Here is a 16,707-nt window from a genome sequence, read left to right as displayed (position 1 = left end):
AAATTTAATAAAAAAGACCTAGCTATATTTTTATAGCTAAGCCTTATAATTTTGTAATATAGTTTTCATTTTTTCTTCTACATCTTCGTCATATCGTATTCTTAAAAGTTTTATACCTTTTTCTTTACAATATTTCGTTTTAATACCATCTCTTCTTTGAACTTCTTTTAATGCCTTTTCTCCACCGAAATAATCGACCGGTTCATAATGTTGTCTGCCGTCAAATTCTATACAATAATTTAATGTTGGAATATAAAAATCAAAAGGCAAAGGATATTTATCCCTACAGTCTTTAAACCGTTTTTGAAATTCATAATTTATTGAATGTTCTTTTAAAAAATTCGAGATAAATGTTTCTCCATGAGATTGCTTACAATGCGGACAACGTTTACCACGCAAAAAGTTATCCCTAGACATTTCAAAAGTATTTCCACATGTTTTATGAATCATTTCCACTTTTTTCTTACAAGTTTTATATTCTCCTAGAACCCGGTAATTTTCGTCCGTTTTTTTAACTTCTTCAATATATTTTTTGGTATCGATTTTTGGGCTTTTGGAACATGATGGACACATATGGCCTCTAAAAAATATGTCAGGTATTAAACCCCATTCATAACCACAAAGATTATGCTTTGTTAATACTGGTTCTTTTATCCCTTGGTATTTCCCGATTACTGTGTATTCTCCATTTCCCTGTTCTTCGATTCTATTTTCAAATTCTTTTTGAGTAATCCTTAGGCTCATATTGTAGCACGAAGGACATCTGCAACCTTTGTAAAAATCTTCTGGTCTTACCATCCATGCTTGCCCACATTTTTTGTGTTTTATTAATACTGGTTTCTTCCTCCCAATATATTCACCAATAACAATATATTCTTCTCTACTTTGTTCTTTTATTCTATTTTCAAAATCTTCTTGTGTTATTTTCTTTCCGGTTCCATTACACGAGGGACATCTGCGCCCTCTATAAAAATTTCCAGGATTCATTTCCCATTCATATCCACAAACTTCATGCCTAGTTAGAACTGGTGATCTATTCGTTTTATATTCCCCTAATACTGTATACTCTCCGTTACCTATTTTTTTAACTCTGTCTATAAACTCTCTTTGAGTTAATTTTTTTGTCATATCCATTCACCTTTTCACATATTGTTTTCTATTTATCTATATTGTATCACATTGCTATTGATTTAACAATATATATATTGTAGAATGAAATTAAAGAGGTGATTTTATGAGAAAACAAGCAACGTTTACATTAGACGAAGAGTTGCTAGACAAATTAAAAGAATTGTCTAAAGAAACTTATATTCCACAAGCTCGAATCGTCGAGTTAGGAATTAAAGAAATATTGAAGAAGTACGATAAGGGGTAGCTGTAAAAAGCTAACCCTTATTTTTTATTTGCAAATAAAAAGAGGGGATATCCCCCTCGATAATGTTATTCTGCTGATACGTCAGCACTTTCTTCTTTTGTGTCTACTTCAATGTTTGCTGGTTCTTCAGGTTCTGGCTCCGGCTCTGGCTCAGGTTCTGTTACAGTTACAGCACATTTAGCTGTTTTACTACCATCTTCAGTAGTTACTGTGATATCTGCATTGCCTTTAGCTACAGCTGTCACTTTTCCATTATTGTCAACAGTAGCTACTTCTTCATTTGAAGATTTGAAACTTACCTTTTTATTAGTAGCTGAACCTGGTGCCACTGTAGCTTTTAACGTTTCAGTAGCACCTACTTCTAGTTCTGTAGCCTCTTTATTTAAAGTTACACCTGTAACTGCGATTGGTTTTGTTTTGAAAGCTGGTACGTCAACTTTATCTGATTCACCATTCTCATTAGAAAATGATACTTGATAAGTACCTACTGCATAATCAGTATTAGCGTTTAAACCATCAATTGTGACTTTTGCTTTACCGTCTTTTCCACGTTCTGCTGTTCCTACAACTTCTTCACCTTTGTATACTTTTAATGTGTCTGCCATTTATATTTCCTCCTGTGTTTTAATCATGATTGCCCCTATTCTGCAGTAATAGATGCCGAATTAACATCAGCATCCACCACTACATTTTGGGGAGTATTAGGGTGTATCTTCTTCACTTTCTCCAAATACTGCTGCCCAGATTGCATCCTTCATAACTGTTGTACCTTTAGCATCGTGACCTAATAACATAGCTTTTTCTTCTTCAAAGCCTTTAACTGGTGCTTGCATAAATTCTGCAGTAGTAGAATCAGAACTAAATTCAACACCATCTTCTTTCGTATTACCTTCTACTTCAGGGAATGTGAATAATCCTTTAGGAAGGCCAACATATTCACAAGAACCATCTTCTTTAGTTTTGGCGAACATTACAGCTACATATGGTGGAGTATCGTTACCAACTGATACAATGCCATCTTCTGATTTTTCTAAGCCAAATAAAGCTACTCTATCTTCTAAAGGTAGGTGGTGGAAGCCAGCCTCCACTTCAATTGTGCCGTTAGCAACAGCCATTTCTGCTACTTGGTTATCACCGTATGCTTTTTCAATGTCTTGGTCTTTTGATACTGAAATTTCTTGTAAATATTTAATACGTTCTGGGTCTGTAACTTGTTGTACATCTTCACCATGAACTTTGTAATAAAACTCTGTTAAACCTGTAAATGAACGGTAGTTTTTCTCTGCCATATTAAAACACTCCTATAAATTAAAATATTGTTTACCTTCAAACCGTTTAGCTTGTCGGTAGATATTGAATTCTTTGATATATTCGGGTTTCATGGAAGATGCTTCGCCAAATCCCAATACTTCCCACATCATTCTTTGCAATAAAAAAACGAGCCTATCCGATAGCACTCGTCCGTTTACACCTTGCTTTTGCTTTACAAATACATCTATTTGATAAAAGTATTCGTAAGTTAAATTGTCGTCATCAGCGAAATCAGAAGGTTTAGGTGTGTCCAATGGATCTATGACAATCACTACATCTTTGATTTCTTGTGCGTTGGGATAATCGAAGAACTTTATATTGTTCTTAGGAACATGTTCCATAATTTCTTTGTTATCTATAATCGCTTGGTATATCTTCATTGTGATGTCGTCCAATAAGTTACACCCTCCTTCTTATTTCTTCTTTAACTGTTCTAAAATACGTTTCTCTGCCTTCACGCATAGCGTTTTCGATAACACCTTTACCAGCTGTATTAACCCACTTACCAGCACGGTCAAAGTGACCATATTCATTTAAGTGGATAATCCTATAACGTTGTTTAGGTCCACGCCAATGGATTTTCACTGTGCGTACACCATTTATCGTCATAGGTTTTGATACTGTCGTTTCTTCGACAGATTCGCCGGTATCTTTGAATGACTTCATGTTGTTTTTTATTATTTGAGCAACCTTCTGTCCACCTTTAGTTAGTGCAAAGTCTGTTATGCGCTTTGTAGCAGATTTACCGTATGTCTTTTCTAAATAAGCGATTATTTCTTTATCACCTTTAACTGTTACCGTCATTGTTCTTCACCTACGACTTTGACGTAGTTAGGTGACTTAGCAGGTGCCACATTTTTGACATTAAAAAACAACCCTGCATACATACCGTTTTGTACCTCGAATATTTGATTTACATTAGGTATAAATTGAGGTTGAGCATCTCTAATATTTAATGTGACTGACCTTTTGCTAAGTTCTAAGTTTCCTAACTGAACGTCTTTTTGTGTAGGCTCATACATTCCAGCAAAACAACTATATAATTCGTTCCGTTCGTTCATACCAGCTTCTGGTCCGTCATTAGTATTCTCATAAAACGTAACTCTGTAATCTAATTGGTTAAGATTCATCGGCTATCACCTCGATATTATCTCTACGCCATTTAGCAAGATCGCTACGCAATGTCTGTACTAACTTCATTGAAGATGCCGGTATGTCAAAACTTTGTTCGTTTGAAGTAATTGAACGATTATCATTATGGTGTGCGATGATATTCAATACTGCTAAATTAAATGTCTGATTGTTATTATAAAATTCTTCATCCTCATCATTTAACGAAACAGCTGTTTTCACTTCGTTAATCGCTCCAGGCAAATAAACTTCCATAATTAAGTCATCGTCAAAATCATGGTCCACACGTATTGCTTTTTTTACGGATTCTTTACTTTCTAAATCGAACATCTAAACACCCCTATTCTGCCGTAATAGAAACGGATTTTGCATTCGTATTAACTACGACATTTTGGGGAGCATTAGGGTGTATCATCGCCTTCTGCATTCTCACCAAATGTTACGAAGAAACCAGCGTTTTCATCAGCTTGTTTAACATCGAAACGGAATGCACCCATCAAGTATTTACCGTAGATTGTGTTTTCAATCCATTGAACTGATACGTCAGTACGGTCTGCGAAGAATACGCCACGCTTGATATCTCCAATAAACGCTTTTGCATCACCATTGGCACCAAGTAAATCATCACGAACAACTGTTACATTCATACCTAACACAGTATTACCAGCTGTATTAATAATGCTATCTTGTAATAAATAACGACCGTTTCCATCTTTCAAAGTATCTAATTTTTGGTAGAAACTTTGTGTACAGATGACTTGACGGTCGTAACCTGGGTCTAAGTCTTTGTTAATAATTCGTTTTAAGTCATCAACATTTGACACTGTTGTTGGATTAAAAGACTTTAATACAGTACCAATTCTTTCATTTAACGTATTGATTTTTTGTTCGTTGATGTTTTCAGACACAATAGCAGTTAAGTTAGCAACTGAATCGTCTAATGCTTCTTGTGAAATTGGAATAGATCCACGATAAGTTTGTACTTTCCATTCAATTGACTTGAACTCTGGTTTAGCTAACTCTGGGTTTGCTTCTAATTCTGCAACTGTACTGAATTTAGCATTAGCACGTTTCAAAATTGGGTACTCCCCACTAGGACCAGAAACTTTTTCTTTTTGTACTAACTGTGATAAGTCTTGTACTGTGTTAACTTCTTTTTCTGGAATGTATTTAATATCGTGTGGAATTGTTACACCTGCATCATCAGATTTAACATTATCTCGTTTTGCACCTTTGGATTTCATATATTGTTCGAAACCTAAGATTTCCTCGTTAGTTTCTTGGTTTTGATTTAATTTCGCCATAGAACGTTTCGCTCCTTCTTTTTTCTTTTTGTCTTTTTCTTCTTCTAATTCTTCTTCGGTTGGTTCTTCTACTTTCTCGATAGCAGGTGCTTCTGGTTTCTCTTCAGATTCAGGTGGACCATCTGGTTTCGGTTTATCATCAGGTTTTTCTTCGTCTGACGGTTTCTCCTCTTTGTCGTCAGATGGTTTACTTTCTGACCCTTCTCCAGTGTTATCACCTTCGTTACCTTCCGCTTCTACACCTTCGTTTGGAGATGGTGTTTCTTCTAGCTTAGGTGCTGACGCTTCAATTTCTTGTGAAAGCTGTTCGAGTTCTTCAAACTCTTTTTTCTTTGCATCAATATCAGCTTTATAATTACGTGCAGTTTCAAGGTCGCCCTTATCGACTGCTTCTTGCGCTTGAGAAATCAGACTAGCGATTTCTTTTTTGCGCTCATCTAAATTGGCCATGTGTATGCCTCCTTGTTAAATTTAGGTATAAAAAATAGCCTTACGTTTCAAAACGAAGGCTTTCTATGTCTAGCGCGATTTTCATTTGTTCCAACTGTTTGAATTTCTTTAAATCTTTTGCACGTTGACCGACTTCAACCGATGTATCTTTGTAGGCAGGTATTGTAACAATACTGACTTCAATAAGTTCATCGATTTTATTTATGGTTTGAACGTACTCATTATCAATGTTTTGCCATGTACGAGCTGTTGAATCATTAGGTGGTAATGTGTAGAAGAAACTACACTGGTTTACATTGCCTGCTTTAATATTTTCATAAATATCTCTAGCGTAAGATGTATTAGGTAAGTGGCATTTGAAATACAATCCTTTTTCATCGACTTTTAACTCAAGCGTTCCTGCTTGCGTTCGACCTATAACATAGCTGAAATCGTGGTTAATTAAACATTTCACGTCGCTTACATCTACACCGTCTAAGGCATTTGGCGCTACTATTTCTCTGAACCCACCCAAGTCATCGCTCGTTGAATTAAAGATAATTGCGTAACCTTCCACAACCATGTCTTGTTGTCCAGTGTCAACGTTACTGTTCGTCATACTCATCACCCCCTTTAATGGAGTTCTTTTCGACTTCTTTGTCTATCTTAGATTCTTGATAATTCTGTAAAGTAGAAAGTGGCGCTCTGTTAAGGTCCACAAGTGGTTCTTCGCCGTGTTCAATAGGTTGATAACCAAATACACTTCTTGCTTCGTCTGTAGATATAATCCCTTTACTATGCAATTCAGTAATACGTTCCAATTGTAATTCTGGGTCAATATCAATAAGGCGTGATGAATCAAACTCTAATTCATAACCAGAATCAATAAACTTAAATATCTTGGTTTCTAATTCTGAAATCATCATTTTGAATATTGGATCTAATGTACTTTGCAAATACTCAAGGTTTGCCTGTGTGATAGATGTATTTACTGTTTCAATACCTAATTTAGATACTGGTAGACCGAAAGCTTTAGCAACTTGTGAAGTACTGAACTTATAACTGTTTAAGAAATTCAAAACTTCAACGGGTATTTGCAATCGTTTAAAGTCCATCGTGTCATCAATAGCAACTAAACCACCATTATTTTTTAACTGACTTTCAGAAAAATTCTTTTTCAAATCTCTTAATTGTTCCGAGTTTATTTGACCCTTCTTGTATTGCAACACTGATGTTGATGTACCACCGTTATCAAAGAAGTTACGCAAGAAACCTTTCGACCCTTGTGATATACCTATTTCATGTGCCAATGCATATAACGGACTGTAACCCACATAACCATCTAACGTGATATATCTAAAGTGCAATATATCTTCGCTAGTTATCTTAACTGCATTTCCTTCATAATCTTCACTAACGTTGTAAATAATTTCTCCGTCTTTTTCTTCAATTCCTACTAAGTCGTTATGTAAGAAATTAAAGCCTGTAGGGAAATCGTTTTTATCTCTTATGATTTCAACGAATGATTGTCCGTTGAGTAACATGTTTGCGATGATGATGAATTTGAAGTGCCAACCTGGTAAATCAGAGTGTGGATTGTTATTAAACAAATTTAATATTTGATTCATCACTGTATTAGTTTCGTGACCTTTAACTTTTAACTTAGTACTAGCAATGTCTGCGGATATAATTCGTGTCGCAGTGAATACATCACTATTCTTTAAAGCGTTTATCCCTGTGTAGCTTGCATGTGTACCATGTTCTTGAAAGTACAATAAACGTTCTAGATCTTTACTCATTCTTTCTTCTTTACTGCTAAACCCTAAATCTAGTAATGGCATTAATTTTCACCTCCTTTACCATTCGAGGTATTATCATATGCTTGGTTAAGTATTCCTGCCATTCCAATAAAAATAAAACCACCAACGATATACGCTAACGGTTTCCAAAAAATATATAATCCGTAAAATACGCCTGCTATACCTAAAATAAATAATAAAAGTATTAATAACGCATAAAGAATTTTGCTCATAGCCACACCTCCTATAAGAACATTGGCATAAACGTTTCTGTGTCCCATTCATGTTCGCTAGCTATCACATATGCGAAAATAGTACTCATTAATGGATCAATTTTATGTCTGTTCATTTTCTTTTCAATCATTATTGAATCGTTCACATTCTTAGCAACAGCGTTTTTTACTGCTGTATCTAACAACGGATTTTTATGATGCTTAATATCTCCATTAATTACGTTCAGTCTAAAATCTAAATTAGGATTAGAAAGTGTTTGTGGCCCTTGTCTTATTTCATACAAGTCGTAATACCATTCTCTACGTTCTATCTCTGCTAACACACCATGTATCGAATAAGGGTCATAGCATATAGCTTGAACATCTAGGTTGTGTCTGTTTACATACGTTTCAATGTAATCTAGCACTTGGTTAGTATTAATAATGCCACTTGATAAGTTTGTAATAGTACAATAACCTTCTTCTGATAATTGCCGATAGTCTATAAGGTCACGTTCAATCTTGCCTTGTAAGCCACCTTTTGTGCCTACAAACGAATGTGACGTTATATAGTATTGCTTGTTGGTTTCGTCTAGGTGTATGAACGAAATCGCTGTTAAATCATCTGCACGTGATAAGTCCAAACCGATATAAACTTTAGAATAGTTAATGTCAAAATCAGTTTCGTTCTTTTTCCAGTCGTTAAAGTCTAAATAAGATTCTGCACTTGCTTGCATCCAATAGTTAAAGTTTTTAACTAATACTCTAAACATCGAACCCTTTTTGGTAGCTTCTGCAACACGCTTTTCAAGGAAATCATCGATTTGTTCTTTAAGCTCATCTGTTTCATTAATGAGTGGATTAGATTTTGCCCACATTGTACTGTCTTGCCATTCATCTTCGGAATCTTGTTCGAAGATAACAGCAAAGTATTCATCGTCTGTATATACTTCTGCTAATATATCTTTAGCGTACGGCCATTCATCTGTATACATCGGTGCGTTTAGATCAAAACCAGCAGTAGAGATAATAAATATCAATGATTGTAGTAAGTTACCTTGTCCGGATTGAATAAGCTCTAACATTTCGTTAGTCTTTGCAGCATGATACTCATCGATAACTGCTAAAAAAGGCTCAAAACCGTCAACTGCTCCAGTATCACGAGAGAGAGGACGAATATATGAACCATCTTTTGTATGTGTAAGTAATTCTCGTACTTTCTTAACGTCTTTTTTCAATTCAGGTACTTTAGATACGAAATACATCAATTGTTTGGCCACCATATTGAATACAATACTTGCTTGAGATTTATCATTGGCAGCCGTAAACATCTGTCTACCTTCTTTAGGCTCTCTATCGAACAAGAACGCATATAATACAAGGCCTGATACCAGAATTGACTTACCTTGTTTCCTTGCCATTGATATAAATGCTTTTTTAAATCTCAACATATCTGTATCTTTAGTAAACCAACCACGCACACTAGCGATAATGAACTTTTGGAACAATCCTAGTTTGTTAATATTCCCTTTTGTATCAGGTAACGCCTCAACGAATTTAATAACCTTTTTAGCTCGTTTAGGTTTATAAGTATAATTCCATTCATCGTCACTAACTGACCGTTGTATGTCCTTTAAATGGCGTATACAAGCAAGTCTAGTATCTTTACATGTAATGTAAGTACCAGACAATACCATAACGCAATATTTATAAGCATCGTCTTTAAATTCATTCGGTATATTCAACAATTTTTCATATGCTTTAGGTATCTTTACGTTAGTCATCATCATCAACACCAAATTCATCGTACACAGACTGCTTAACTTCGCTTTCAGTCGGTACAACCAATCGCATACGTGAATCAATAGTCATTCCTAATTGACCACAGATTGACCTTAACTCTTTCAACGATTCCATATACGCCATGAAGGCGCCTGTTTTACGATTAGTTTCTGGGTCAACCATTCCTTCAATACCATTCTTCTCACTTATTGCACGATATAATGTGTCGTTTTGATCTAACACTTCGCAATACTTCTTGATAAGTGAGTAATCTAAATCAGCGATTGGTAATTGTTCAAGTAATGGTACGACTCTTAGCCATTCTTTAGCAGCATTTTCGGTTAAACCGTCGGGTACAGAATCAACATTTATTTTCTTAAACTCTTTGAGTCCGTTTTCTCTTAACTCCGATTGTTCTAATACATCTTTATTATGATTTCCTGTCTTAGTAGCGTTTAATTTTGGTTTTCTTCCTGCCATTCCAGCACCTCCTAACGGTATATGGCTTGTGAAAAAGTTTTCATTTCTAGAATTTGGTCGCAAAAAAGGTCGGCTCGTTGTTCGCTCGTCTCAGAAGTGACGGGGATTTTCCTTCGCCCCAAAAATATTTTCAAATTTATTTTTCAAAAATTATCACGAAATTATTTCTCGTGAATTTTGTTATGGCATGAAACACACACCGCCTCTAAATTTTCCATATCCAGTCTTTTCGACCAATCCCGTTTCAATTCAATCTTGTGATGGACAATTAAATCTTTGTCATTCACAACGCCATCAGCTAAACAGTGTTGACATAAGTAGTTATCACGTATTAACACTTGTACACGCAACTTACGCCACTGTGCACTGTTGTAGAACGCTGTATACTCCTTATTACGTCTATTCTGCCTAACCTCTTGGTTATACCTTTTGGTATTGGCTTTCCTATACCTTTGCAACTCGGTTTGAGTATAGTTCTTGTTACCAAGTCGAACCTTTGGTTGAACAAACAAATGAATCAACTTCTTTCATTTGAATTTTATTTATTTAATTTTGTTTTATTAATTTCATTTTGTAATTTAGTTTTAGAAATAATAAAAGACAAAACGAAATAAGAAATAATAATCTCAAATCATTTTGTCTTTAACTTTAGAAATTGTTTCATCAATCAAATGCAAATTAATCTAATAAACTTTATGATCAATAAAACATTTCTTTAGATATTCAATTGTTAAACAACAATCATCAATTACTTTTTATTATTCAATGTTTACATCAATCTCTTAAACTGATTAAACCTTTTAATATAATTAAATGAATGTTGTCTATATAACTACACACAATGTCATTACTGTGCATATCATTATTAAAGGGTATTCAAGTATGTGACACCTTAACTCCCTCACCTTAATAAGTAGCGTCCTAATATATGTGTCCTTATTAGGTGGGTCGATTAAATAGTTGCATACAAAAAGACACACCTGCGGAATAGGTGTGCCTAAATATAATATAGTATTGTTTATTTATAACGCCTTAACTGAAATACCCTATGTTATCATAATACCTTGTTGACACTGCGCACTTCCACACTATTAGGAGTGCGGTCTATTCAAAGTTAATCCAACCAATTCGTTCAGCTGTATCTCTCATAATCTTATTACGCATCCTTAATACTGCATCCCTACTTATAATCTTGTCATCTGCTCTACGCTTAGTTAACTCATGTGCTATATCCGGCCATTCATATACAGTTAAATCTTTCTCCCAGTATCTGTACTCAATGATAGCCTTCTGTTCATCAGTAGCTTTGTTGTACACATCTTCTACTGCTTGGAGTGTTGCTTGTAAGTTACGATACTTAATATCCTTGTGTAGTTTAATAACTTCATTCTCAACTGGACTACTCGGAAGATTGGACTTACCACCACCTATGTTTGTATCTTGCGGTTGATAAAGCAGTTCATATCTTCTATATGCAAGTTGGCCTTTAAGTTCATCATAGTTAATCCAGTATTCTTCAAGTTTGGGTAAATCTGCCTTACCTAGTTTCATATGTTACCTCCCAGTTATTAGTAATTTAAGTTGGATACTTTATCTAGCTTTTCTTTTCTGTCGTTTAATTGATTTAATTGATTCTCTAAACTAGATATATCCCATGCTAATTCAGAACGATTACTTGTTACTTTATCTCTAACGTTATTCAATATAGTATTGAGTTCATCTTTATCTACATACACATTATCTTTGTAAAGTATTGCTTCCATCTTCTCAATATCTTTAGAAGGCAACCCTGCATATCTCGTAGCGAATGTTAATATATCCACATCTACCGTTTGTTTAATTTCTCTAATTTTATCTATTGTATTCATAATTAATTACCTCCAGATTTTAGTTGTCTTGCTATATCTATAATTTTATCTAATTGTTCATTTTCGGTTGGCTCTCTTACCTCATCAAATACTAATAGCTCACTTATATTCACATTGAAGTATTCGCATAGTTTCTCTAAAGTATTGAACTTAATACCTTGTGCGTCATTTCTGATAAGCGATAATAATGTAGGTCTAGTTATTCCAGTAGCATTTGCTATTTCAGTTTGCGTAACACCTCTTTGTTCTATTAACTCATTTAATTTACACTCAATCATTCTCTCCACCTACTTTATACGTTTATCCCATACGTCTTTGATTTCTCTAATATCTTCATCCGTTAATTCGTTTTCCTTCAACCTCAATACCACATCGCCATGATCATTGAATATAATATCTAGCAAGTATGATACTTCATATTCCAGTGCATCTATCTTAGAATCTTTGATTGCGTTATATATAAGTGAAATGACTGCGATTACGCCTAGAAGAATAGTTGCTATAATCCAGAACATTACTCGTCCTCACTCTCTTGTATAGATCCAAATTCTAAAATCATTAATACCGCTTGTTTTTCAGACAACCCATACCGTTGTGCAGTTTCAATCATCTGTCTACTTTCTTTATTCGCCATCATCATGTTTCTACTGAATGTATAAGCCATATCATTTGCCATCATATCTTCTAATTCATTGTTTAAATTTTTATCCATCCTACTTACCTCCTAGGTTATACATTAATGTTTTCATTTGTTTATTCTGGTCTCTTATAATCTCTGCATAATCCATCGGGTACTGATCCACCGCATCGTTTGCTTGTCTGCGTGTGATAATTTCATTCGTAACGTATTTGCTTAGTTCGTATAGGGTAATGATCAGTAGTGTTTTAAGTATTCGTTTGCGAATAGTGTCTTTAGGTTGTACTTTTCTGAAGAAACGTTTCAACGTATTGTCTTGCAACCTGAACCCTGTATCTACTATTTCATAATGTAATTCTGCAGAAAAAGTTAAATCTTCAAATTCATATCTTTCCGTTATAGGTTCGTCCAATTTGTTAATTTCAACGATGTCGCCCACTTCATATTCCTTTGGACTGAAATCCATTTTTCTTACACATATATACTTAGTCATTTATTTACTCCCCAATCCTAAAATGTCAGTTCTAATCTTCTTAACTTTAAAGCCATAAGTATCAGCTAACTCTTTAGCGTCTTTGTAAGTATCAAACAATCTAACTCTTTCAGTGTCTAGTGTAGTTGTTACAATCGTTTCCGCATGAGTATCACCATACAATTTTACTACTTCATTAAACATTCTGTTCTCATTGTTAACCACAACGTAATAGTATTTACCTATCTCCATTCACTCACTGTCCTTTCTATATTTGTTACCTTGCGATAAAGCTCTACTAATTGGACTGTTATTAAAACTAGAAGGTACTACACTTAATAATCCTTTAGGTTTCTTTGCCATCTCCAACGCCTCTTCCTTATTCTTTGCTTCAACCACTTGATATTTTTCATTCACACGTGCTTTAGTTACATGAGTGAAAGGTGTGCCGGTTGAATCGGTTAGTGTTCTAATTAAATACTGCATATCATTACCACCACCAGCAATATAATTAAGATTACATCTAATGCAAAAATGAAGTATCTATATGGATATAAAATACGTTTTAGCCAACTCCAAAACGGTTTAAAGAAACCAAGTACAAAATTCCCTATTCTAGTTAAACAAGATTCAACGATATTTACGAAACCTTTCCATATTTTTCTCATCCACACTCACTCCTTATTCATATCTTTTCTGACCAGTGTTTATATCAATTACAATACGTGTAAATTTCTTATCATAATGCTTGTGTTTATTCTTATTAATGTTCATTTCCTCAACACTTCCTTTACTTTTTCAAGAATATCTTTATCTTGTTCCACTTGAACCGAAACCGTTTTGCCCTCTTGCTGTTTCATTGCTAAATTCCTCTACTGGTTCTAACTTTGGTGTCCATATTGGTACGATAACTAACTGTGCTAGTCGGTCGCCTTTTTGTATTTTGTAACTCATTGGATAATATCTATTTTTATAATCAAAATGAATACCCCCTTGTATATCATGATGATAGAAAGCTTCAGCATCAATTTGCATATCATATTGCCAATCATTCTTAACATTAATCTTCATATGACCTTGATAACCAGCGTCAATTTTTCCTGTTTCTACTACAAGATGTGTCTTGCTACTCACACCACTTCTACTTGTAAGTAATCCCACATAACCTTTAGGAATATTCACTGCTAGATCAGTAGCAACTAATGCTTTCTGTTGTGGCTCAACTATCACTGTTTCAGCTGCGTATATGTCATAACCTGCCGATTCATCATCTGCACGTTTAGGTTTAGTTGCGTTGTCGCTTAGTAGTTTAATTTGTAGTGTGTTAGTCATTTTTAATTCTCCCTTTTTCGTAATCCAGCATTGTTTGTCTTAGCACTAATCCTGTACGTTCGACTCTAGTTTCTGATACAACATTAAAATCATACTCAAGATTTTCTTTTTTACGTTCTTCAAGAACTCTTATATATTCTTTGCTTAATGCAATTAGTGTGTCTAATGAGTTAGTCATTTTATTTGTCCTCCAATTGTTTACATTTATTTATAATTGCTCTGTTTGCTATTTGTAGTGTGTTAAAGTAATTAAATTCTTTATTACTTCTAGCTGTATCTTTTCTATCTTCAAAATCTTTATTTTTACTCAAAGCATACTGCTTCACTTCATCAAACGCCTTAGCTTTGCGATAGACTTCTTTAATTTCTTCAACTGACTCATTTGTAGCTAATCCTGAATACACGCCAGCTTTCATATTTCTATGCTCATGCTCATATTCATACGCCATCTACTCACTCTCCTTAATCCCAATACCATCCAACTTCGCTCTAAAATACTTATACGTGCTGCTCGATGGTTTCTTGCCGATGTGTTGGGAGAATTCGTTATTTAACGCTTTGTGTTCTTGGTATTTATTAAAGTATTCAAGTCTTTTTTCTATTTGATATTGAAAAGATTCTTCAAATTGTTCTTTTTCTTGTTTAATTTCTTTAAATTTTTCATTCTCTCGTTCCAACCTACTAACCTTTGCTTTATACCAAGATAGATCGTCGATTAAAGTATCTCGTTGTTTTGTCATATCATACAATTGACCTTCCAATTTATAGCCACATTCGTATTCTTTATTGAGCATTTTTTCAAATTTGTCACGCTCTGCTTTGTATTGTTGCGCTTTTTTATTTGCGAGAGTTAAATTTTCACTTAAACTTTCGTGTGCCTTTTTGTACATTTCAATTTCATATAATGCCATTTCATAATTAATCACTCGCCATCACTCCTTTTAACTTCTTCATACAATCTATCGATTTTTACGTTCAATCCGTAAATACTTAATACTAGGCACAAGTAAGATATAAATAGAAAGATATTAGCTATCATCTACTCCACCAGCTTTCCATCGCGCCAGATTAATTTGAACTCTCCGTCAATGTATGCGTGGAATTCTTTGCTATCCTCATCTTTCCAATCCTCAACAGATGCTTCTTCCCATAAACAATTCGGATATCCATCAGTTATTTCAATCAAAAGTTCAAACTCCGTTTTTTCTGTTACGGTTTCCTCGACTTCTACTGTGAAAGTATTGTTATATTTAATATAATCTGCGTTATTCATCATCAAATCCCTATTTGTAGCAATGTATATTCCTGCTTCTTGATTTTGGTCTGTTGGAAAAAGTTGACCTCTCACATCGTTATCCCACGCCCACTCAATCAACTGTGGTAAGTTTAGTTGTTTCTTAGTTTTTATTTTCATTGATAATCCCCTCCATTACTTTCCTGTTATGTCCTTTATCCTCTGGCAACACTGCCACGATAAAACTGTTTGTATTTACGGATTTCAAATATCCCCGAAATCGATAATACTTTAACAACTGTGCCATTTCTTTGGTGTTCATCCCACCAGTTTTATATTTGTAACGAATGTCGATTGTGTTTGATAGCTGCATTACTTATCCCAATTCTCAAACGCACGCTCGATATACCACTTAGCTTTAGCTATATCCTCTTTACCATTCTTATGCGGACTACGTGCAAGGTATTTAATCGCATTGCCAATGTGATAAGCTACGTTAGCGTTATAATGTTGAGTTACCTGCTCTATGAAATTTATCACTTCTATATCACCGTAGTTATAATGTGATGGGTGGTTGACTATGTCCTCTGCATACTCTGGTACTGCATTCCATTCTATTATTGTGAAATCATAGTTATCATTGATAACTCTATACACACCATCATCCACTTGTATTTCAGCAGATTTACCGTTATCAGCTATTTCAGTAACTTCACCTGTCATGTTGTCACCCAACACTTTGACTTTATAACCGACTTTTAAATCTTTAATTTTAAATAATCCTACTTTTTCATCGTTACGCTTAAGTTGTTGTACGTCGTTGGACTTATGCGTATTTATTTCATCTTCCACATATTCAATTAAATTTGAATTATTATTTAAAATATCGTTTGGTACTTTTATTTCATAACTGTCTTTCACTTCTAAATTACTGTTATCATTCCATTTAATAGTTGTACCTATATTCTCTGTCTTACCTTCGATACTCTTACTCCATAACTCAAAATCGTTATCGTCTGTGATATCGTATAAGTTACCTAACGAATTGATAGTAGCTACATTGTCGTTATCATCATTGAACACTATTTCTTCCACACGTCCGACAACTGTCATACCTTCATTGTTCTCACTCTTACCCATGTCATACACGATTACGTATTGATCTAAGTCTAAATCCCTAATCTTCATTAACTCCACCCCTTGAACATTTGATTCCAAGTATTGTCAAACCAGTATGGGTCTCTACACTTCGCATCTTCAATCATTTGCAGTCGTTCTTGTTCTTTACGTTGTTTAGCATCTAACTTATCTCGTCTACGTTCCTCACGTTCTCTGTCCTCT

The 16,707-nt window shown here is 34.5% G+C and carries 32 protein-coding genes; 1 reads left to right on the top strand and 31 read right to left on the bottom strand.

Translation table 11 applies throughout. The annotated features are described in order from the left end of the window. Nucleotides 1–36: 36 nt before the first annotated feature. Nucleotides 37–1,128: a hypothetical protein gene (locus tag L987_RS13285; RefSeq protein ID WP_052190965.1), complete on the bottom strand. Its 1,092-nt coding sequence runs from the start codon at nt 1,126–1,128 to the stop codon at nt 37–39. 106 nt (nt 1,129–1,234) lie between these two features. Between L987_RS13285 and L987_RS13480 the strand changes: the two genes are divergently transcribed. Beyond that, complete coding sequence (locus L987_RS13480; protein ID WP_081979843.1) at nt 1,235–1,375, top strand: ribbon-helix-helix domain-containing protein; 141 nt, start codon at nt 1,235–1,237, stop codon at nt 1,373–1,375. Nucleotides 1,376–1,440: 65 nt separating this feature from the next. Here L987_RS13480 and L987_RS05585 read toward each other — a convergent pair whose 3' ends face one another. The 30 genes from L987_RS05585 to L987_RS13700 form a co-directional block, all read right to left on the bottom strand. Then, nucleotides 1,441–1,980 carry an Ig-like domain-containing protein gene (locus L987_RS05585; protein WP_047503458.1) on the bottom strand — a complete coding sequence of 180 codons (540 nt, stop codon included), beginning with the start codon at nt 1,978–1,980 and terminating at the stop codon, nt 1,441–1,443. 96 nt (nt 1,981–2,076) lie between these two features. Continuing rightward, the gene (locus tag L987_RS05580) at nt 2,077–2,664 is read right to left on the bottom strand and encodes a major tail protein (protein ID WP_047503455.1); all 588 of its coding nucleotides are present in this window, start codon (nt 2,662–2,664) and stop codon (nt 2,077–2,079) included. A gap of 12 nt (nt 2,665–2,676) precedes the next feature. Then, nucleotides 2,677–3,081, bottom strand: coding sequence for a hypothetical protein (locus L987_RS05575; protein WP_047503453.1), 405 nt, complete (start codon nt 3,079–3,081; stop codon nt 2,677–2,679). Between the two features lie 4 nt (nt 3,082–3,085). Beyond that, nucleotides 3,086–3,490, bottom strand: a complete 405-nt coding sequence (locus L987_RS05570; protein WP_047503450.1) for a hypothetical protein — start codon at nt 3,488–3,490, stop codon at nt 3,086–3,088. Further along, on the bottom strand, nt 3,487–3,816 hold the full coding sequence (locus L987_RS05565; protein WP_047503446.1) for a hypothetical protein: 330 nt from the start codon (nt 3,814–3,816) through the stop codon (nt 3,487–3,489). The genes L987_RS05570 and L987_RS05565 overlap by 4 nt, the downstream gene beginning before the upstream one ends. Further along, complete coding sequence (locus L987_RS05560) at nt 3,806–4,147, bottom strand: head-tail connector protein (RefSeq protein ID WP_047503442.1); 342 nt, start codon at nt 4,145–4,147, stop codon at nt 3,806–3,808. The genes L987_RS05565 and L987_RS05560 overlap by 11 nt, the downstream gene beginning before the upstream one ends. Nucleotides 4,148–4,218: 71 nt before the next feature. Then, nucleotides 4,219–5,571: a phage major capsid protein gene (locus tag L987_RS05555; RefSeq protein ID WP_047503440.1), complete on the bottom strand. Its 1,353-nt coding sequence runs from the start codon at nt 5,569–5,571 to the stop codon at nt 4,219–4,221. A gap of 40 nt (nt 5,572–5,611) precedes the next feature. Then, nucleotides 5,612–6,169, bottom strand: a complete 558-nt coding sequence (locus tag L987_RS05550) for an HK97 family phage prohead protease (protein WP_047503437.1) — start codon at nt 6,167–6,169, stop codon at nt 5,612–5,614. Then, complete coding sequence (locus L987_RS05545) at nt 6,156–7,391, bottom strand: phage portal protein (RefSeq protein WP_047503434.1); 1,236 nt, start codon at nt 7,389–7,391, stop codon at nt 6,156–6,158. The genes L987_RS05550 and L987_RS05545 overlap by 14 nt, the downstream gene beginning before the upstream one ends. Then, nucleotides 7,391–7,582: a hypothetical protein gene (locus L987_RS05540; RefSeq protein ID WP_047503431.1), complete on the bottom strand. Its 192-nt coding sequence runs from the start codon at nt 7,580–7,582 to the stop codon at nt 7,391–7,393. The genes L987_RS05545 and L987_RS05540 overlap by 1 nt, the downstream gene beginning before the upstream one ends. Nucleotides 7,583–7,593: 11 nt before the next feature. Next, the gene (locus L987_RS05535) at nt 7,594–9,345 is read right to left on the bottom strand and encodes a terminase large subunit (RefSeq protein WP_047503422.1); all 1,752 of its coding nucleotides are present in this window, start codon (nt 9,343–9,345) and stop codon (nt 7,594–7,596) included. After that, nucleotides 9,338–9,823: a phage terminase small subunit P27 family gene (locus L987_RS05530; RefSeq protein WP_047503419.1), complete on the bottom strand. Its 486-nt coding sequence runs from the start codon at nt 9,821–9,823 to the stop codon at nt 9,338–9,340. Before L987_RS05530 ends, L987_RS05535 begins: the two co-directional genes overlap by 8 nt. Nucleotides 9,824–9,984: 161 nt before the next feature. After that, a complete protein-coding gene (locus L987_RS05525; protein ID WP_047503416.1) occupies nt 9,985–10,335 on the bottom strand; it encodes an HNH endonuclease in 351 nt (116 codons plus the stop codon). A 592-nt stretch (nt 10,336–10,927) separates the two neighbouring features. Further along, on the bottom strand, nt 10,928–11,374 hold the full coding sequence (locus L987_RS05520; protein WP_047503414.1) for a DUF722 domain-containing protein: 447 nt from the start codon (nt 11,372–11,374) through the stop codon (nt 10,928–10,930). A gap of 17 nt (nt 11,375–11,391) precedes the next feature. Beyond that, nucleotides 11,392–11,691 carry a hypothetical protein gene (locus tag L987_RS05515; RefSeq protein ID WP_047503412.1) on the bottom strand — a complete coding sequence of 100 codons (300 nt, stop codon included), beginning with the start codon at nt 11,689–11,691 and terminating at the stop codon, nt 11,392–11,394. Nucleotides 11,692–11,693: 2 nt separating this feature from the next. After that, entirely contained in the window at nt 11,694–11,969 is a 276-nt protein-coding gene (locus L987_RS05510; protein WP_052190964.1) for a helix-turn-helix domain-containing protein, read from the bottom strand. Between the two features lie 9 nt (nt 11,970–11,978). Next, a complete protein-coding gene (locus tag L987_RS05505; RefSeq protein ID WP_047503410.1) occupies nt 11,979–12,206 on the bottom strand; it encodes a DUF1514 family protein in 228 nt (75 codons plus the stop codon). Next, nucleotides 12,206–12,403: a hypothetical protein gene (locus L987_RS05500; RefSeq protein ID WP_047503408.1), complete on the bottom strand. Its 198-nt coding sequence runs from the start codon at nt 12,401–12,403 to the stop codon at nt 12,206–12,208. Before L987_RS05500 ends, L987_RS05505 begins: the two co-directional genes overlap by 1 nt. A gap of 1 nt (nt 12,404) precedes the next feature. After that, nucleotides 12,405–12,821, bottom strand: a complete 417-nt coding sequence (gene rinB, locus L987_RS14110) for a transcriptional activator RinB (RefSeq protein ID WP_047503405.1) — start codon at nt 12,819–12,821, stop codon at nt 12,405–12,407. Continuing rightward, nucleotides 12,822–13,052: a hypothetical protein gene (locus L987_RS05490; RefSeq protein WP_047503402.1), complete on the bottom strand. Its 231-nt coding sequence runs from the start codon at nt 13,050–13,052 to the stop codon at nt 12,822–12,824. Continuing rightward, nucleotides 13,053–13,286 carry a DUF1381 domain-containing protein gene (locus L987_RS13280; RefSeq protein ID WP_052190961.1) on the bottom strand — a complete coding sequence of 78 codons (234 nt, stop codon included), beginning with the start codon at nt 13,284–13,286 and terminating at the stop codon, nt 13,053–13,055. Continuing rightward, on the bottom strand, nt 13,274–13,468 hold the full coding sequence (locus L987_RS05480) for a hypothetical protein (protein WP_047503399.1): 195 nt from the start codon (nt 13,466–13,468) through the stop codon (nt 13,274–13,276). Before L987_RS05480 ends, L987_RS13280 begins: the two co-directional genes overlap by 13 nt. A gap of 142 nt (nt 13,469–13,610) precedes the next feature. Continuing rightward, nucleotides 13,611–14,132, bottom strand: coding sequence for a dUTP diphosphatase (locus L987_RS05475; protein ID WP_047503396.1), 522 nt, complete (start codon nt 14,130–14,132; stop codon nt 13,611–13,613). Next, complete coding sequence (locus L987_RS05470) at nt 14,125–14,310, bottom strand: hypothetical protein (protein ID WP_047503393.1); 186 nt, start codon at nt 14,308–14,310, stop codon at nt 14,125–14,127. The genes L987_RS05475 and L987_RS05470 overlap by 8 nt, the downstream gene beginning before the upstream one ends. A gap of 1 nt (nt 14,311) precedes the next feature. Further along, entirely contained in the window at nt 14,312–14,581 is a 270-nt protein-coding gene (locus L987_RS05465; protein WP_052190959.1) for a DUF1024 family protein, read from the bottom strand. Then, a complete protein-coding gene (locus L987_RS05460) occupies nt 14,582–15,058 on the bottom strand; it encodes a hypothetical protein (protein WP_047503391.1) in 477 nt (158 codons plus the stop codon). A 113-nt stretch (nt 15,059–15,171) separates the two neighbouring features. Further along, nucleotides 15,172–15,546, bottom strand: a complete 375-nt coding sequence (locus L987_RS05455; RefSeq protein WP_052190957.1) for a hypothetical protein — start codon at nt 15,544–15,546, stop codon at nt 15,172–15,174. After that, on the bottom strand, nt 15,530–15,739 hold the full coding sequence (locus L987_RS05450; protein WP_047503389.1) for a hypothetical protein: 210 nt from the start codon (nt 15,737–15,739) through the stop codon (nt 15,530–15,532). The genes L987_RS05455 and L987_RS05450 overlap by 17 nt, the downstream gene beginning before the upstream one ends. Continuing rightward, nucleotides 15,739–16,554 carry a DUF3310 domain-containing protein gene (locus tag L987_RS14105; protein WP_052190955.1) on the bottom strand — a complete coding sequence of 272 codons (816 nt, stop codon included), beginning with the start codon at nt 16,552–16,554 and terminating at the stop codon, nt 15,739–15,741. The genes L987_RS05450 and L987_RS14105 overlap by 1 nt, the downstream gene beginning before the upstream one ends. Continuing rightward, nucleotides 16,554–16,707: SA1788 family PVL leukocidin-associated protein (locus L987_RS13700; RefSeq protein WP_269429215.1), on the bottom strand; the 154-nt coding region annotated here is incomplete at its 5' end. The genes L987_RS14105 and L987_RS13700, both read right to left, overlap by 1 nt.

It is taken from the genome of Staphylococcus sp. ZWU0021 (genome assembly GCF_000798895.1).
In the GTDB taxonomy this organism is placed as follows: Bacteria; Bacillota; Bacilli; order Staphylococcales; family Staphylococcaceae; genus Staphylococcus; species Staphylococcus saprophyticus.
The sequence above is the reverse complement of the archived record's forward strand: the minus strand, read 5'-3'. Positions and strand labels throughout refer to the sequence as shown.

What these genes read in the sequence shown, in the direction of transcription:
- L987_RS13285 (WP_052190965.1), bottom strand. Translation starts at nt 1,128, where the DNA reads ATGACAAAAAAATTAACTCAAAGAGAGTTTATAGACAGAGTTAAAAAA.
- L987_RS13480 (WP_081979843.1), top strand. Translation starts at nt 1,235, where the DNA reads ATGAGAAAACAAGCAACGTTTACATTAGACGAAGAGTTGCTAGACAAA.
- L987_RS05585 (WP_047503458.1), bottom strand. Translation starts at nt 1,980, where the DNA reads ATGGCAGACACATTAAAAGTATACAAAGGTGAAGAAGTTGTAGGAACA.
- L987_RS05580 (WP_047503455.1), bottom strand. Translation starts at nt 2,664, where the DNA reads ATGGCAGAGAAAAACTACCGTTCATTTACAGGTTTAACAGAGTTTTAT.
- L987_RS05570 (WP_047503450.1), bottom strand. Translation starts at nt 3,490, where the DNA reads ATGACGGTAACAGTTAAAGGTGATAAAGAAATAATCGCTTATTTAGAA.
- L987_RS05565 (WP_047503446.1), bottom strand. Translation starts at nt 3,816, where the DNA reads ATGAATCTTAACCAATTAGATTACAGAGTTACGTTTTATGAGAATACT.
- L987_RS05560 (WP_047503442.1), bottom strand. Translation starts at nt 4,147, where the DNA reads ATGTTCGATTTAGAAAGTAAAGAATCCGTAAAAAAAGCAATACGTGTG.
- L987_RS05555 (WP_047503440.1), bottom strand. Translation starts at nt 5,571, where the DNA reads ATGGCCAATTTAGATGAGCGCAAAAAAGAAATCGCTAGTCTGATTTCT.
- L987_RS05550 (WP_047503437.1), bottom strand. Translation starts at nt 6,169, where the DNA reads ATGACGAACAGTAACGTTGACACTGGACAACAAGACATGGTTGTGGAA.
- L987_RS05545 (WP_047503434.1), bottom strand. Translation starts at nt 7,391, where the DNA reads ATGCCATTACTAGATTTAGGGTTTAGCAGTAAAGAAGAAAGAATGAGT.
- L987_RS05540 (WP_047503431.1), bottom strand. Translation starts at nt 7,582, where the DNA reads ATGAGCAAAATTCTTTATGCGTTATTAATACTTTTATTATTTATTTTA.
- L987_RS05535 (WP_047503422.1), bottom strand. Translation starts at nt 9,345, where the DNA reads ATGACTAACGTAAAGATACCTAAAGCATATGAAAAATTGTTGAATATA.
- L987_RS05530 (WP_047503419.1), bottom strand. Translation starts at nt 9,823, where the DNA reads ATGGCAGGAAGAAAACCAAAATTAAACGCTACTAAGACAGGAAATCAT.
- L987_RS05520 (WP_047503414.1), bottom strand. Translation starts at nt 11,374, where the DNA reads ATGAAACTAGGTAAGGCAGATTTACCCAAACTTGAAGAATACTGGATT.
- L987_RS05515 (WP_047503412.1), bottom strand. Translation starts at nt 11,691, where the DNA reads ATGAATACAATAGATAAAATTAGAGAAATTAAACAAACGGTAGATGTG.
- L987_RS05510 (WP_052190964.1), bottom strand. Translation starts at nt 11,969, where the DNA reads ATGATTGAGTGTAAATTAAATGAGTTAATAGAACAAAGAGGTGTTACG.
- L987_RS05505 (WP_047503410.1), bottom strand. Translation starts at nt 12,206, where the DNA reads ATGTTCTGGATTATAGCAACTATTCTTCTAGGCGTAATCGCAGTCATT.
- L987_RS05500 (WP_047503408.1), bottom strand. Translation starts at nt 12,403, where the DNA reads ATGGATAAAAATTTAAACAATGAATTAGAAGATATGATGGCAAATGAT.
- rinB (WP_047503405.1), bottom strand. Translation starts at nt 12,821, where the DNA reads ATGACTAAGTATATATGTGTAAGAAAAATGGATTTCAGTCCAAAGGAA.
- L987_RS05490 (WP_047503402.1), bottom strand. Translation starts at nt 13,052, where the DNA reads ATGGAGATAGGTAAATACTATTACGTTGTGGTTAACAATGAGAACAGA.
- L987_RS13280 (WP_052190961.1), bottom strand. Translation starts at nt 13,286, where the DNA reads ATGCAGTATTTAATTAGAACACTAACCGATTCAACCGGCACACCTTTC.
- L987_RS05480 (WP_047503399.1), bottom strand. Translation starts at nt 13,468, where the DNA reads ATGAGAAAAATATGGAAAGGTTTCGTAAATATCGTTGAATCTTGTTTA.
- L987_RS05475 (WP_047503396.1), bottom strand. Translation starts at nt 14,132, where the DNA reads ATGACTAACACACTACAAATTAAACTACTAAGCGACAACGCAACTAAA.
- L987_RS05470 (WP_047503393.1), bottom strand. Translation starts at nt 14,310, where the DNA reads ATGACTAACTCATTAGACACACTAATTGCATTAAGCAAAGAATATATA.
- L987_RS05465 (WP_052190959.1), bottom strand. Translation starts at nt 14,581, where the DNA reads ATGGCGTATGAATATGAGCATGAGCATAGAAATATGAAAGCTGGCGTG.
- L987_RS05455 (WP_052190957.1), bottom strand. Translation starts at nt 15,546, where the DNA reads ATGAAAATAAAAACTAAGAAACAACTAAACTTACCACAGTTGATTGAG.
- L987_RS05450 (WP_047503389.1), bottom strand. Translation starts at nt 15,739, where the DNA reads ATGCAGCTATCAAACACAATCGACATTCGTTACAAATATAAAACTGGT.
- L987_RS14105 (WP_052190955.1), bottom strand. Translation starts at nt 16,554, where the DNA reads ATGAAGATTAGGGATTTAGACTTAGATCAATACGTAATCGTGTATGAC.